The organism is Fictibacillus sp. b24 (assembly GCF_030348825.1).
Classification (GTDB): domain Bacteria; phylum Bacillota; class Bacilli; order Bacillales; family Fictibacillaceae; genus Fictibacillus.
In genome coordinates, this window is record NZ_JAUCES010000005.1 from 2,245,875 (window position 1) to 2,260,899 (window position 15,025).

Consider the following 15,025-nt stretch of genomic DNA (forward strand, 5'->3'; position numbering starts at 1 on the left):
CTGCCATAATTGACAGGGTATTGTCTTTAAATCGCTATGTTTAGAATAAGAGAAATTCCACTGAAACTCAAGTATTAATACCTTGAATAGCGGCTAATATTGAGGATTACTCCGATAGATGCAAGCATCAATGTTAGCGATGAACCTCCATAACTTAAAAATGGTAATGTTATTCCTGTTACTGGCATTAATCCTGTGACTACTCCGATGTTAATCATAACTTGAATGGCTACCATTCCAATGATTCCAATCGCTAAAAAACTGCCGAATAGATCTGGAGCTCCTAATGCAATTCTTATTCCACGCCATAGCAGCAGACTGAACAGAATTAGAACAAAGACAGCACCGATAAATCCAAGTTCCTCAGAAAGTATGGCAAAAATAAAATCCGTTTGAGGCTCAGGAAGATACCCAAACTTCTGTCTGCTCTGACCTAAGCCTAAACCGAGCAGCCCGCCAGGTCCAAGGGAATATAAAGACTGGATAATCTGAAAGCCGCTTCCTAAAGGATCGCTCCAAGGATCAAGGAATGAAGTAATCCTCTTAATCCGATAAGGAGCTGATATGATTAATCCGGCAAGCCCTATAAGACCGATCAAACCCATACCTACAAAATGAGAGATGCGCGCACCAGCCACAAACACCATAACTATACTTGTTCCAACCATAACCGCCCCTGTACCCAAGTCAGGCTGCAGCATGATCATAGCAAAAGCTACCATCACCAATCCTAGTGTAGGCAACAAGCCTTGTTTTAGAGATGTGATCTTTTTTTGGTGCTCTGATAAATATTTAGCTAAAAAAGTAATCATGGCCAGTTTCATAAATTCGGAAGGCTGTATGGAGAAAGCTCCCACACCTATCCAGCTTCTTGCACCACCACGCACCATTCCTACACCTGGAATGAGGACTGCGATCAACAATACGAAACAAATGATTAATAGAATCTTAGACCAGACTCTCCATGTCATATAGTTGATATTCATAATAAAAAACATTGCTGCAATCCCTACACCGGCAAACAACAACTGCCGTTTAGCAAAAAAGAAAGCATCATCAAATTTGTATAGACCTAAATCCGCACTCGCGCTATAAACCATTATGATTCCAATGGATAACAGCAATAGCGTGACCACAATCATAATAATATCAGGGGTTGATCTCGTTGCAGGCAAAGGGAAACACCTCAACTCTTATTTTTTGTACAAACCTTATTTAAGTTTATGCACGGAGTTGATAAACATGTCCCCTCTTTGTTCAAAAGTCTTATATTGATCCCAGCTTGCACAAGCGGGAGATAACAATATAACGTCTTCTTCATGAGAAAGGCTGTAAGCTAGGGGAACAGCTTCTTCCACATTATCAGCACGTTTAATTGTTTCTATTCCTGCTTGTTTTCCTGCATCAGCTAATTTTTCAGCTGTCTGGCCAAATGTAACCATCGCCTTAACATTTTTTAGTGCAGGAATTAGATCGTCAAACGAATTTCCTCGGTCAAGCCCACCTGCCAATAGAATGACAGGATTATGAAATGCTGATAGTGCTGCATTTGTTGCTAATATATTCGTAGCTTTAGAGTCATTGTAAAAGCGCCTGCCGTTTTTTTCATCAACATATTGAAGCCTGTGTTTCACTCCAGGGAAGGTAGTTAAAACGTGACGAATCTGTTCTGTTTTAGCTCCTGCTAATATTGAAGCGCCCACCGCAGCCATAATGTTAGAAAGATTATGCTTACCAGGAAGAACGATGTCTTTTAATTCAATAACCTTTTGCTCTTGAAAATAAAGGGCATCTTCTTGTATGTAAACCCCTTCTGTACACTTCTTTGTAACGGAAAAAGGAATGTGCTTAGCACGAGAACTCTTCATTAACGCTGATACTTTTTCATCATCAGCGTTATAGATCGTATAATCATCCGAATTCTGATTCTCAGTTATCTTTGCTTTTGCTTTTCCATATTCGTCTATGGAACCATGATAATCTAGATGTGCTTCAAAAAGATTCAGAAAGACTGAGATTTCCGGTTTAAATCGTTCAGTACCCATTAGCTGAAAGCTGGATAGTTCCGCTACTAAAATATCGTCTGGTGTTGATTCAGCAGCAACTTCAGAAAATACCGTACCAATATTCCCAGCAACTATTGGTGTTTTTTCACTATTTTTTAACATCTCACCAATTAGTGTAGTTGTTGTTGTCTTACCATTCGATCCAGTTATCGCAATAATAGAAGCATCTGCGATCATTCCGGCGATTTCCACTTCTGTATAGATTGGAATATTGCGCTTTACTGCTTCAGCTAACAATGGGTTTTCATACGGAATTCCTGGATTTTTCACGATAAAATCCAGATTATTATCAAGCAATGTTAGTGGATGAGCTCCACAAACGACTTCAATGCCAAGCTGTTCCAGTTTTTCGGCTTCAATATTTCCTTCTCTTGGGCTTTTATCATTTACAAATAAATGCGCCCCAAAAGAATGAAGCAGTTTTGCTGCAGCAAAACCGCTTTTGGCTAATCCAACAATTAATATATTCTTTCCCTTAAAGAACTCAGTGTTTTTCATCTAAACCCACACCTCTAAATAAATTCCTAATGCAGCAAATACAAGTCCTACAAGCCAGAACGTTACAACGATGCGCCATTCACTCCAGCCAGATAATTCATAATGATGGTGAAGCGGACTCATTTTAAAGACACGCCGACCTGTTAGTTTAAAAGAAGTTACTTGAATCATGACAGAGAGTGTTTCAATAACGAAAACTCCTCCAATAATAACAAGCAAGATCTCCAACTTTGTTAAAATCGCAACAGCACTTATGGCTCCTCCAAGTGCAAGAGATCCTGTATCCCCCATAAATACCTTTGCAGGATGCGCATTAAATACTAAGAACCCGAGCACTGCTCCTACTACCGCAACAGAAAAAATTGCCGCTTCGAACTGAAGAACAGTTGAAGATAGTACTGCAAATGCTCCAAATGCAATGGCAGCTGTACCTGCAAGCAAGCCATCTAATCCATCTGTAAGGTTAACCGCATTTGACGCACCGATCAGCATGAAAACTACCAATACCGGATAGAACCAGCCAAGGTCCAACGAAAAATCGGTTCCTGGAACGGAAACTACAGTTGAGAAATCGATTACCCTTAAACCCAGGAAGAAAAGAGCAGCTATAATCAGCTGGCCAATCAGTTTTTGCTTAGAAGTTAACCCTAAGTTTCTCTTCTTCACTACTTTTATATAATCATCTAAGAATCCAATAAGTCCATATCCTAATGTTACAAGGATAAGCAAGTGAGTTTCAGCTGTAATAGCAAAAAACTTCGCTGTCATCGCATATGTTGCTATCACTAGCGCCAGTACGATTACAATTCCACCCATAGTAGGTGTTCCTTGCTTCTTTTGATGGGATTTTGGGCCTTCATCACGAATACTCTGCCCAAATTTTAATCTTCTTAAAAACGGGATAAAAAAAGGTGAACTCAGTACCGCTAGTAAGAAGGATGCTACTAAAGTAAATAATAAGACTTGCTCAATCATTTTTTCGACTCCTGTTCTTCTTCTAAAAATGTAGATATAAGGGTTTCAAGTACCATCCCTCTGGATGCTTTAAAAAGAATTGCAGTGTCTTTCGATAACAAACTTTCGATTGGATTTATAGCTTCTTCTTTTGTCAGACATTGAACAACCTCAAGATTCTTTCGCTTTTGTTTATTCAATTCATCTGCAATCCATGCACCTTTTTGCCCTACACAAATTACATGGTTAATTGAATCATCCACATGATCTGCAATTTTTCTATGCATTTCTTCCTCGTTAGAACCTAGTTCGTACATATCACCAAGAACTGCAACTTTCTTAGAATAGTCCTTTAACTCTGAGAGCGTTTCTAATGCAGCAATCATACTTGTAGGACTTGCATTGTAAGCATCGTTGATAAGGAGTGTTTCCTTCTTACCGCTTTTCATTTCAAGTCTCATCGATGTTACTTTTAAACTCTCTAGACCCTCTAAGATTTTATTTTCTTCTATATTCAAGTAATGCCCAACTGCAATCGCATATGCAGCATTTTTTATATTATGTCGGCCAAGCATAGGAATGCGGTAAACGGTAGTACCTTCTTCTAAAGTAAAGGAAACACCTTTCGCATCTGTTTTTATATTGGACAGTTTTAAAGTAGATGAGTCTCCAAATCCAACTTGCAGTACATTTTCACCTTTAACATGAGAAAGAAGCGGTTCGTCTCCATCGATGATGAACAACCCGCCTTGCTTTAATCCATCTGCGATCTCAAGCTTTGCTTTTGCAATACCTTCGCGGCTCCCAAGCTGTTCAAGGTGACTCTCACCAATATTTGTGATTACCGCAACATCTGGCTCTGCAATTTTGCTCAACAAAGAGATTTCACCATAATCGCTCATACCCATTTCAAGAATTAAAACTTCCGTCGACTCTTCCATAGCCAGAATCGTTAGAGGCATTCCGATATGATTATTGTAATTCCCTTGCGTTTTAAAAGTTTTGAAGTTTGTTGCAGACACACATTCAATCATATCTTTTGTTGTGGTCTTTCCATTGCTGCCTGTTACAGCAACGACAACTGGATTAATCTTTTTCAAATAAAATTTTGAGATTCTCTGTAAGAACTCTACTGTATCCTTCGTGTAAAGAACCGGAAAATCTTCTGGTAATCCAGCAGGAAGTTCTTTTCCTTCTTGCCAGATGGTAGCCGTACAGCCTCGCTGAATGGCATCAAGCAAAAAATCATGACCATCAAAACGCTCCCCCGCAATAGGGAGATATAGTGAATTTTCGCTTTTTTGCCGTGTATCTTTTGAAACTCCGTCTAGTAACAGATTATCTTTTTTCCCTGTCGACCGGTCTGCTAATGTGATCAGTTCTTTAATGTCTAATTTCATTTTTTCACCGCCTCAATCGCTTCCTTCGCAACGACCCTATCGTCAAATTCTAACACGTCTTTACCAATGATCTGATAAGTTTCATGCCCCTTGCCTGCGATTAGTATAACATCATCTGTTTTTGCACGTTCAACTGCATATTCAATCGCTTTTTTACGATCTGGAATCGTTACATAATTTCCTTCGTCAGCACCTTCTTCCATATCTTTTAAGATTTGGAGAGGATCTTCTGTACGTGGATTATCGCTAGTAAAAATAGCATTGTCAGCTAAATTCGCAGCAATGCCTGCCATGATCGGACGTTTCGTTTTGTCACGATCTCCGCCGCAGCCAACAATAGCAGTTATCTTTCCATTTGCAAATTCTTTAATGGTTCTCAACACGTTCTCCAAGCTATCCGGTGTGTGTGAGTAATCGACGATCACTGTAAAATCCTGCCCTGCAATGACTGGCTCGAATCTTCCCGGAACTCCGGATACCTCCTGCAGTGTGGAAAGGATCTGATCAAGTTCTAACCCAGATAATAAACAAGCTGTAGTAGCTGCAAGTACGTTATAAACAGAGAATTTACCGATAAGTTTAAGTGTAACTTCTCTAGATCCAACCGGTGTACTTAGAGTAAATGTCGTACCTTGAGATCCAATCGTTATATTTGTCGCTCGAACATCACTCTCATTGTCAATTCCATAAGAGATTACTTGTGCTGATGTTACTCTCTCGAAAATTTTTGAAGCAGGATCATCATTGTTCAAAACTGCCACTTTTCGATCATTCTTTTGATAAGTATTCCCCATTTGAGAGAACAAAAGACTTTTTGCAAACTGGTATTCTTCCATATTTTTATGGTAGTCCAAATGATCTTGTGTCAGGTTTGTAAACACTGCAATGTTAAAATCACAGCCCCATACTCTTCCTTGATCAAGGGCATGTGAAGAAACTTCCATGACAGCTACATCTACTTTTTCTTTTGTCATCTCATTAAAAGCATTCTGCAAAAATAATGAATCAGGTGTAGTATTCGCTACTTTATATTTGCGGTCTTTAATTCTCATCTCAATCGTGCCGATCATGCCTGTACTCTTACCAGCATCTCTAAACACTTTTTCAATTAAATGAGAGGTTGTTGTCTTTCCGTTCGTCCCCGTTATGCCGATTAAGTGCATCTTTTGAGATGGATGGCCATAAAAGGCATCAGCTAAAACAGCGAGTGCTTTTTTTGAGTTTTTAACTTTTATCACTGGAATGTTAACTTCAATATCTTTTTCAGCTAAAATGGCCGCTGCACCATTATTGGCAACGGTTTGGGCAAAATCATGGCCGTCGAAAGTAAGTCCTTCCATACAAACAAAAAGACAGCCTTTCCCAGCTTTCCTGGAATCCATTTCAATGGAGGTAATTTCAGGATTGGCTTCAATATCCATTTCATAGTTCACTAAATATGTAAGCAGTTCTTTTAATTCCATTAATCCTGATCTCTCCTCTAATCATCGTTAAAAAGTACTTTTAAAATGGATCTGTTTTCATTTCATTATTAATAATGTCCGCTCCTATTTTGCGGACTGACTGCCAAGGTTCTTTTGTTCCATCTACTTTAGAACATTGCAGCCAATTTTTCTAGCACGAGTGTGGTGAATGCTGTACTTTCGCTTCTAATGCAAGTTGATTGGAGTGAAAGGTGCGAGACTCCTGCGGGACAGGTGGGCAGGTGAGACACTTAAACGTGAAACGTACGAATGTGGCTCACCGCCTGCCCCGCGGAAAGCGAGCACCTGAAACGGAAATCAACCACTTCCAAGAACATCACTGTTTTACGAAAACAAACCCACAAAATAAACAGCGTTTAAGAAAAATAAGCCAAGGCAAGATTCCGCGCTTGGCTATGTGTCCATCCTTTATTTTAATCTTCCACGTCTTTTTTGTCACCCAAAAATAAACGAATGGTCTTTCCTGCTTCAAGCTTTACTCCTGCTCGGGGAGCTTGTTGTACGATGTAACTGCCTTTTCCGGAAGTTTCAATTTTTAAATTGTACAATAGATTTGTAAGATCTTTTGTTTCTTTGCCAACCAGATCTGGAACGACAACTTCAGTTGCATCAAGCCATGTTTTTTCCTTTTCAATCTGACCTTTCTGCTTCTTAACTCCCATAGCAGATAGGCTGTCTTCAATTATATTCCCAACGATTGGAGCAGCTACGATTCCACCGAACTGCAAGGTTTCCTTAGGGTTATCAATCGCTACATATACAACGATCTCTGGGTTATTGGCTGGAGCCATACCGATAAATGAAACGATATGATTGTTCTTTAAATAAACTCCGCCCTCAGCTTTTTGAGCAGTACCTGTTTTTCCACCAACACGGTAACCATCTACAAATGCATTTTTCCCCGTTCCCTGTGCTACTACACTTTCAAGAGCATGTCTTACTTCTTTAGATGTTTCTTCAGAAATAACTTTTCTTTTTAGTTTAGGAGTCTGCTTACTGACAACTTTTCCTGTTATAGGGTCCACAAGTTCTTTAGCTATATATGGTTCGTATAAATAGCCACCATTTACGGCCGCAGAAACTGCTGCTACTTGCTGAATCGGTGTAACCGATACACCTTGGCCAAATGCCGTAGTTGCTAGCTCAAGTGGTCCTACACGATCTAAAGAGAATAAAATCCCTCTTCCTTCACCGGCTAAATCGACACCCGTCTTTTCTCCAAAACCAAAGTCTTTTATATAATCAAACAGTTTATCTTTGCCTAACCGCTGTCCAAGTATAACAAATCCAGGGTTGCACGAGTTTTGTACTCCTTCTAAAAAGGATTGACTGCCATGCCCTCCTGCTTTCCAGCACTTCAGCTTCCTTCCAGCTACTTCAATCGATCCTGGATCATGGAAATGGTCTTTCTCTAAGTCCACTTTTCCTTCTTCAAGTGCTGCTGCCAGCGTAATGATCTTAAATGTAGAACCTGGTTCATATTGTGCCCAAACAGGCAGGTTCCGGTTATACACTTCAGGTGAAACACGCTTATATTCTTCTGGGTCAAAATCAGGCCTCGAGCTCATCCCAAGGATTTCCCCAGTGTTTGGATTCATAGCAATGGCTATTGCTCCATCAGGATTATACGTCGCTTGTGCGATATCGAGTTCTCTTTCAATAATGGTTTGTACGCGAGAATCTGTCGTGAGCCTAAGATCATAACCATCCTTTGGTTTTTCATATTTATCAGATAGAGAAGGCATACGCCGTCCACGTGCATCAGAGAAGAATGATATATGTCCTTTTTCACCGTTCAACTGCTCATCATAATATAATTCAAGTCCTGTAAGTCCTTGGCTGTCGATACCTGCAAACCCTAGCACGTGCGAAAGATATGAGCCGTACGGATAATGGCGCTTGCTGTCCTCTGCAACAAAGACACCCGGAAGGTTTAATGCCTCTACTTCTTTGGCTTTTTCATTACTGATTTTTCGGCCGCCATTATCTATCCTAACGATAGACGCTTTTTTGGTGATCCTTTGATAAACTTCTGTCTTTGATATATTTAACATGGCAGCCAGCTTTTCTGCCGTATCATCCGGTTCTTTTATTTGTCTAGGAACTACAAAAACAGTTGGAGCACTAATATTTGTGGCTAGTACTACATCATTCCGGTCCAGGATTTTTCCTCTCTTTGGTTCAAAAGGAATATCCCTGCTCCAAGAATCGAGGGCTTGGTCAGTCAGCATATTTCCTAATACAAATTGAACATAGCCGAGTCTCACAGAAATGACAAAAAAGAAAGCTAGTCCAAATACAAGAACAAAAATTAAGCGCCTGCGTACTGTAACATTTGAAACTCGCACACACAATACCTCCCTTGTATGGTTCGTTTCAAATATATGCTTGTACACAAGCGCTTAGAACAATTAGTCAGTTATTGGCAGATCTTCTTCTGTATTCTCTTCGGACGTATTATCACTTTCTTGTTTATTCTCTTCTGTTTCTGGTTCAGTTTCCATTGGCGGTTCGAGCTGAACTACGAAGAAGTCCCCTTCCTTAACAGGATTTCCAGGTTTGATGCTTTGTTTAACAGCAAATCCGCTGCCTGTTATCGTTTCTTTCACACCGAGAAGTTTACTGATCCTTAAAATATCCATGTAAGACCAGTCTTTAACATCAGGCATTTTTGCATCACCTGAAGTTCTCAGAATTACCCGTTCGCCTTTCATGACATAAGCACCTTCATATGGTTCCTGCTTCGTAATTTCATCTCCAGAACCGATCACAGAGACTTCCATACCCAGCTTTTCCAGCTCTGTTTTTGCTTCTTTTGCAGATTGACCTGTATAATCAGGCAATTCTTTTCCGTAAGACTTTTTAGCTTTAACAGAATTGTTCTTATCTTTTGCTTCAGGCTGAATGTTTAAGTATTGAAGACTGCTTTTCATAACACTCGTAAAGATATTAGCAACAGGCGTTGAACCCATTTCAGGGAATTCAACCTTAGGCCGCTCAACAGCCACATATACTAATAGTTTCGGATCATCTTTTGGTGCCATTCCAAGAAAAGAAAAAACATTCTCTCCCCAGCCTGAGATATACTTTCCATCTTTTCCTACGATTTGTGCAGTTCCCGTTTTTCCTGCGACACTATAACCGTCGATCATATAAGGCTTACCTGTTCCATCCGTAACAACTGTTTCCAATATATCTCTTACTTGTTTAGCAGTTTGTTCAGATATTGGATTGCCCGCAACTTTAGGTTCATTTGACATAACTGTTTTTTTTGTTTCAGGATCCATGATTTTGTCGATTACATACGGCTTCATCATTTTTCCGTTATTAGCAATTGCGGTTGCCGCTTGAATCTGCTGAATCGGTGTAATCGTTGTTCCTTGTCCAAAAGCGGTTGTCACTTTTTCAATTTCATAGTTATAAAGGATTGAGCCATTTTTTTCATTAGGAAGATCAATATTGGTCTTTTGATCCAATCCAAATTTAGAGATATAGCTTCTATATTTCTCATAACCTAGTTTTTCACGTACAAGCTTTGAAAAGGCAACGTTAGAAGAGTTCTGAACCCCTTCGTTATAGGTGATCGTACCCCACCCTCTTCTATTATGATCATAAATAGGTCTGCTGATATTCGGAAGCTTGTATGAACCAGATTGAAAAACATCGTTCCCGTTATATTTCCCCTCTTGTATTGCTGCAGCTAAAGTAAAGATTTTCATCGTTGAACCTGGCTCAAACGGATAAGATACAGCAAAGTTCGTATAGTTCTTAATATCCTTTTTGTTTGGGTTAAAACTTGGGGAGTTACTCATTGCGAGAATTCGCCCCGTTTTTGGATCCGCAACGATTCCTGTTATCTTTTCTGGCTTATATTTTTTAGCTGCTTCTTGTATAGCCTCATCTAGATAGAGCTGTATTTTTTCATCTAGAGTTAAGTAAACATCCTGACCATGTTTTGGCGGCGTAATCGATTCTTTATTAGCAGGTATCGCTCGGCTAAAAGCATCCCCTAAAAAGGTAATCTTTCCGTCTTTTTCCTGCAAATATTTATCCAGCGATTTTTCAAGTCCCATCAATCCTGCTTGAACTCCGTTTTCTCCGTTACCTGTATAACCTAGAACATGAGCAGCAAAGGATTGATTAGGATAATATCTTCTAGACTCTCTCAAAAAATCAATTCCTGGAATTTTCATCTTTTCGATCTGTTCTTTTTTCCGGTAAGATACTTTTCTACCAGATGGAATCTCTACTTGAAATCTTCCCTCTTTGCTCAATAAAGCTTCTAGATCATCTTTCTCTGTGTCTAAGACTTCAGATAATTTTTCTGCAGCTTCTTCTGGATCTTTAATGTGGTTTGGGTAGTTTTTATCCAGAATAGCTATAACACTATAGGAAGGGATATCCTGCGCGATGACTTCACCATTTCGATCGAACATCGTTCCACGCTTTGCATCTAGAACATCGCTTTTCATCCATTTCCTTTTTCCATATTCAATTAAATCCACCCCTTCTGCTGATTGAGAAGAAGCTACGAGAAAAAACTTACTCGTTAATACAAAAAAGAGCACGGTAAACAAAACCATAAGAATACCTGCTCCAACATTTTTTCTTTTTAATTTCATAACAACACCTGCTTTTTAGTCCTGGACCACTTTTACATTCTTATCGTCAAAGATGAACCCTTGTTCCTTCGCTAATTTCATGATTCGTTCTGGATTGCTCAGTTCTGTCACTTGCAGGTGATAATCTTCAACAATTTTTGTTTCAGCTGAGATTTTATTTTGAGTCGCCACAACTTCTGCAGATGCTTGATAGACAGAAGCATATAGAGAAATGAGCCAAATTAATCCTGCTACTAATACAACGCCCATAGCCCCCCATAAAATCACTTCACCTTTTGTAAATAATTTACGGGATGGCTGCTGAACCGGTTTTGGGTTTCTTTCAGGCTGTCGTTGCATTTGTTGATTCTGAACTTGATAGGCTAAATTACTCACTTTAGCTCTCCTCTCTATTTTTGTTTTTCAGCAATTCTCAATTTCGCAGAACGTGATCTTCTGTTTTCTTCAAGCTCGTTTTCTGTAGGTACGATCGGTTTTCTTGTAATGAGCTTTAATTCAGGTTTGAATTCTTCAGGTATGACCGGTAGCCCTGGAGGTAATTCCGGGCCTGTACTAGCCTTTTTGAGTATATTTTTACACGCACGATCTTCTAACGAATGAAACGTGATGACTGCAATCCTTCCACCGACATTTAACAGTTCAATAGAGTCTTGAAGTGCATCTTCAAAGGCGTTCAACTCATCATTTACAGCAATACGAATGGCTTGAAATGTCCGTTTTGCAGGATGTCCGCCTGTTCTCCTTGCAGGAGCAGGAATCGCTTCCTTTATTATTTCGACAAGTTCTCCAGTTGTTTGAATCTCTTTTTTCTCTCTTGCCGCTTCGATTTTCCGAGCGATCTGTTTAGCGAATTTTTCTTCGCCATATCTCGAGATAATCTTCATCAAATCATTAAACGACCATTCATTTACCACTTCTTTTGCTGTAAGTTCACTTGACTGATCCATTCGCATATCAAGTTCAGCATCATGCTGATAGCTAAATCCTCTATCCGCTTCATCTAGTTGCGGGGATGAGACACCTAGGTCAAAAAGGATTCCATCCACCTTATGTATGCCACGGTTAGCAAGCTCTTCTTTTATGTAACGGAAATTGCTGCGAACAATCGTAAACTTACCTTCATGTTCCTTCAGTACCTTACGCGCGTTTTCAATAGCTTTGTCATCTTGATCAAAGGCATATAAATGGCCAGTTTCTAATTGAGACAAAATTAGAGCACTATGACCTGCCCCACCCATCGTACAATCAACATAAATACCATCTGGTTTAACGTGCAAACCATCTACAGATTCTTGTTTTAAAACAGTTATATGGTCAAACATGGAAAATTCCTTTCTGCTGTAAACTTAAGGGCTATAAATCGAAGTCCATTAGACTTTCTGCAATTTCTCCAAAAGAGTCTTCTGACTTTGAGAAGTATTCTTCCCAAATCGATTTGCTCCAAATTTCAATTCTATTCGAGACACCTATGACTACGCAATCCTTTTCTAGTTTTGCATAATCTCTGAGTGGAGATGCAATATTCACTCTTCCCTGTTTATCAAGCTGACATTCAGCAGCTCCAGAAAAGAAAAAACGTGTAAATGCACGTGCATCCTTCTTTGTAAATGGCAAGCTTTTAAGTTTTTCTTCGATCACTTTCCACTCACTTAAAGGATAGCCGAATACACATTGATCCAACCCGCGAGTCAAAATAAACTCTGTGCCTAGCTCTTCACGAAACTTGGAGGGGATGATCATACGTCCTTTTTCGTCGATGTTGTGCTGATACTCTCCCATGAACATATGATCACCCCACTTTCTCCCCTAAATCTACCACAACGCTCCACTTTTCACCACTACAAGTATTATTCGTGTACAAAAAAAAAAATCCTGCTGTACCACAGGATTTTTTCTAAAAAATTTTCTATTATTTATAAGTAGATGATTTTATGTTTTCCATTGAATTCATAAGGGTATTGTAGAAGTTGTTTTATGAGTTGTGGCCCGATTTCATTCGTGAATTGGTAGATGTTCCAAATTCTTTCTTGCAAGATCCCAGTAGGTTTTAATTGAAGCATGATCTCGTCAAATTCAGCTAGTGGCTCTTTAACTTTTTTCCGAACACGCTGTTCCATCTTCTGCTCGATATAGTCGATTTCTGAAAGGATTCTCTTTAGATTATGATCTGCAACAGGAAGGAGTTTCGAATCAATTTCTTCTGCCAATTTTAGAAGTTTTCCATAAGAGAAAGTAAATTCTGCTTTGACAGATTCAATGGATTCATTCGTTTCAATCGGTCTATTACTAGCAAACCATTCTCTTTTGAAATCATCTGTTCCATTTTCTAAAACCTGTTTCACTGTTAACTTTTTAGAATTCATCAACTCGAGGATGCGATTCGTTACAAGCGTAAAAGACAGCCTTGGAGTTAATATGGGCATTTTTCTATTAAATTGATGGAATACCTTCCCTAGCACCGCCCAATAGGCAATTTCACCTGGGCCTGCAACAAAGGATAGAACGGGCAGCATAAATTCTTGCATCAAAGGACGTGTTACAACATTGTTGCTGAATTTCTCAGGATGATTCACTGCTTCCTCTAAAAGTTCTGCCTCAGAGATTGAAAAATCGTTTTCTTTTGATGAAAAGCCATCTTCAGAACGATATAAAAGGATTCTTTCATTATCTTTCGTATAAAACAAATGAGCATTGTTTTTTTGAATTTCTATCGGATCACGGTATCCGCTTTTGTTAAGTTCGTTCGTTTGAGAAATAAAAGCTCCATCAATATCTCTGTTTTTAATGATCATATCTTTTAAAATATGGGATTGAAGTTTCTTGAATTCCGGGTCGCCAGAATCTAAAAGAATTAAACCTTCATCTGCAAACCACTTGGAAAGCAGTTGAGCAAAAAAAGTAACAATAGAATCAGACTTCTCTAATATTCGTTCTGTCTCAGCTAAAAAATCACTCGTATATGCCGTCTCACCAAAAGCACGAAATACTTCTTTTAGCCACGGCTTAACATCTTCTTTGTTCCAACCCCACATTGATGCGGAAGATTTAACAGATGAAGCTGCTTTTAAAGATATTTTTTTAGCCGTGTTATTCTTCGGTACCATTACATGATTAATTTCATCCATATCATGATCTTCACCCGCGATCCAAAATATCGGAACAACCGGCACGTTAAGTTCTTTTTGAGCTTGTTTTGCTAATTGAATTGTACTAATGCACTTATAAATAACTAAAAGCGGTCCTGTAAGGAGACCTGCTTGCTGTCCACCAACAACAGCTAAACTTTCAGGTGAATTCAGTTTTTGTATATGGTCCAAAGTTTTAGACGAAGAGCCTATTTTATCATTATAAGAAGACAAATAGTTTGTTAGTCCTTGCCTCGGAAATGAATAACGCTTCAATTCCTGCTGTCGTTTCGTCCATTCATGTTTATCATGATGTGCTTTATAATCAAAAAAACGGACAACTTCCGAATCTCCGTTGGAGTACCTTTCAAGAAAAGGTGATGTATGAAGCTGCATTTCCTCCAGTCTCATTTATGTACTTCCTTTCTTCGTATCAATTACATCCTTAACGAGTATAGCAAAGAAATGTTAATGACAAAAAAAGATTTGCTCTAAATGTCCAAAATCCGTGAAACGATACCATAAGACATTAATGAAAAATAGCCGATAGTTAGAATAAGAAACTGCAAACGCCAATTAAGCCTTAAAATTTTGCCAATGGATAGGTCAAACTCATATTTCCAAATAACATATGTAAACAATAAACAGCCTGATAAAAATAATAAGAGAAGGATCTCATAATAAGATTGGCCCCAGATCTCAACTGTCATTCTTTCAATTGTGAAAAACAAAAAAAATGTTGTACTGTCAATACCCGCCTTAAAGGCCTTACTTTTCTTTTTCGTAAGCTTATATATACTCTTATTAACAAGAAAAAAGACGATGTAAGGAACGGTTATTAACGTAGCAATAATCGCACCTAATATACTAATCAAT

General features: G+C 38.9%; 13 protein-coding genes. 1 reads left to right on the forward strand and 12 read right to left on the reverse strand.

Going from position 1 to position 15,025, the window contains the following annotated elements; genetic code table 11:
- Nucleotides 1-74 precede the first annotated feature (74 nt).
- The 5 genes from spoVE to QUF49_RS11575 all read right to left on the reverse strand — a co-directional run bounded on the left by spoVE (nt 75) and on the right by QUF49_RS11575 (nt 6,381).
- A complete protein-coding gene (gene spoVE / locus QUF49_RS11555; RefSeq protein WP_394605744.1) occupies nt 75-1,142 on the reverse strand; it encodes a stage V sporulation protein E in 1,068 nt (355 codons plus the stop codon).
- 69 nt (nt 1,143-1,211) lie between these two features.
- On the reverse strand, nt 1,212-2,564 hold the full coding sequence (murD, locus tag QUF49_RS11560) for a UDP-N-acetylmuramoyl-L-alanine--D-glutamate ligase (RefSeq protein ID WP_289495778.1): 1,353 nt from the start codon (nt 2,562-2,564) through the stop codon (nt 1,212-1,214).
- Nucleotides 2,565-3,539 carry a phospho-N-acetylmuramoyl-pentapeptide-transferase gene (gene mraY, locus QUF49_RS11565; protein WP_289495779.1) on the reverse strand — a complete coding sequence of 325 codons (975 nt, stop codon included), beginning with the start codon at nt 3,537-3,539 and terminating at the stop codon, nt 2,565-2,567.
- Complete coding sequence (locus QUF49_RS11570) at nt 3,536-4,918, reverse strand: UDP-N-acetylmuramoyl-tripeptide--D-alanyl-D-alanine ligase (protein WP_289495780.1); 1,383 nt, start codon at nt 4,916-4,918, stop codon at nt 3,536-3,538. The genes mraY and QUF49_RS11570 overlap by 4 nt, the downstream gene beginning before the upstream one ends.
- Entirely contained in the window at nt 4,915-6,381 is a 1,467-nt protein-coding gene (locus tag QUF49_RS11575; RefSeq protein ID WP_289495781.1) for a UDP-N-acetylmuramoyl-L-alanyl-D-glutamate--2,6-diaminopimelate ligase, read from the reverse strand. The genes QUF49_RS11570 and QUF49_RS11575 overlap by 4 nt, the downstream gene beginning before the upstream one ends.
- Nucleotides 6,382-6,593: 212 nt before the next feature.
- Here QUF49_RS11575 and QUF49_RS11580 point away from each other — a divergent pair, with 212 nt between their 5' ends.
- Complete coding sequence (locus QUF49_RS11580) at nt 6,594-6,851, forward strand: hypothetical protein (protein ID WP_289495782.1); 258 nt, start codon at nt 6,594-6,596, stop codon at nt 6,849-6,851.
- Here QUF49_RS11580 and QUF49_RS11585 read toward each other — a convergent pair.
- From QUF49_RS11585 to QUF49_RS11615, 7 genes are all read right to left on the reverse strand, one after another.
- Complete coding sequence (locus tag QUF49_RS11585) at nt 6,816-8,750, reverse strand: stage V sporulation protein D (RefSeq protein ID WP_289495783.1); 1,935 nt, start codon at nt 8,748-8,750, stop codon at nt 6,816-6,818. The genes QUF49_RS11580 and QUF49_RS11585 overlap by 36 nt on opposite strands.
- Nucleotides 8,751-8,813: 63 nt before the next feature.
- Nucleotides 8,814-11,024, reverse strand: coding sequence for a penicillin-binding protein (locus QUF49_RS11590; RefSeq protein ID WP_289495784.1), 2,211 nt, complete (start codon nt 11,022-11,024; stop codon nt 8,814-8,816).
- Between the two features lie 15 nt (nt 11,025-11,039).
- The gene (gene ftsL / locus QUF49_RS11595; RefSeq protein ID WP_289495785.1) at nt 11,040-11,399 is read right to left on the reverse strand and encodes a cell division protein FtsL; all 360 of its coding nucleotides are present in this window, start codon (nt 11,397-11,399) and stop codon (nt 11,040-11,042) included.
- A 14-nt stretch (nt 11,400-11,413) separates the two neighbouring features.
- Nucleotides 11,414-12,346, reverse strand: coding sequence for a 16S rRNA (cytosine(1402)-N(4))-methyltransferase RsmH (gene rsmH / locus QUF49_RS11600; RefSeq protein ID WP_289495786.1), 933 nt, complete (start codon nt 12,344-12,346; stop codon nt 11,414-11,416).
- Nucleotides 12,347-12,377: 31 nt separating this feature from the next.
- Nucleotides 12,378-12,809 (reverse strand): division/cell wall cluster transcriptional repressor MraZ, encoded by a 432-nt coding sequence (mraZ, locus tag QUF49_RS11605; RefSeq protein ID WP_289495787.1) that lies wholly within the window; start codon nt 12,807-12,809, stop codon nt 12,378-12,380.
- A gap of 128 nt (nt 12,810-12,937) precedes the next feature.
- Nucleotides 12,938-14,560 carry a bacillithiol biosynthesis cysteine-adding enzyme BshC gene (gene bshC, locus QUF49_RS11610; protein WP_289495788.1) on the reverse strand — a complete coding sequence of 541 codons (1,623 nt, stop codon included), beginning with the start codon at nt 14,558-14,560 and terminating at the stop codon, nt 12,938-12,940.
- 80 nt (nt 14,561-14,640) lie between these two features.
- Complete coding sequence (locus QUF49_RS11615; RefSeq protein ID WP_289495789.1) at nt 14,641-15,024, reverse strand: DUF3397 domain-containing protein; 384 nt, start codon at nt 15,022-15,024, stop codon at nt 14,641-14,643.
- Nucleotide 15,025: the final 1 nt, after the last annotated feature.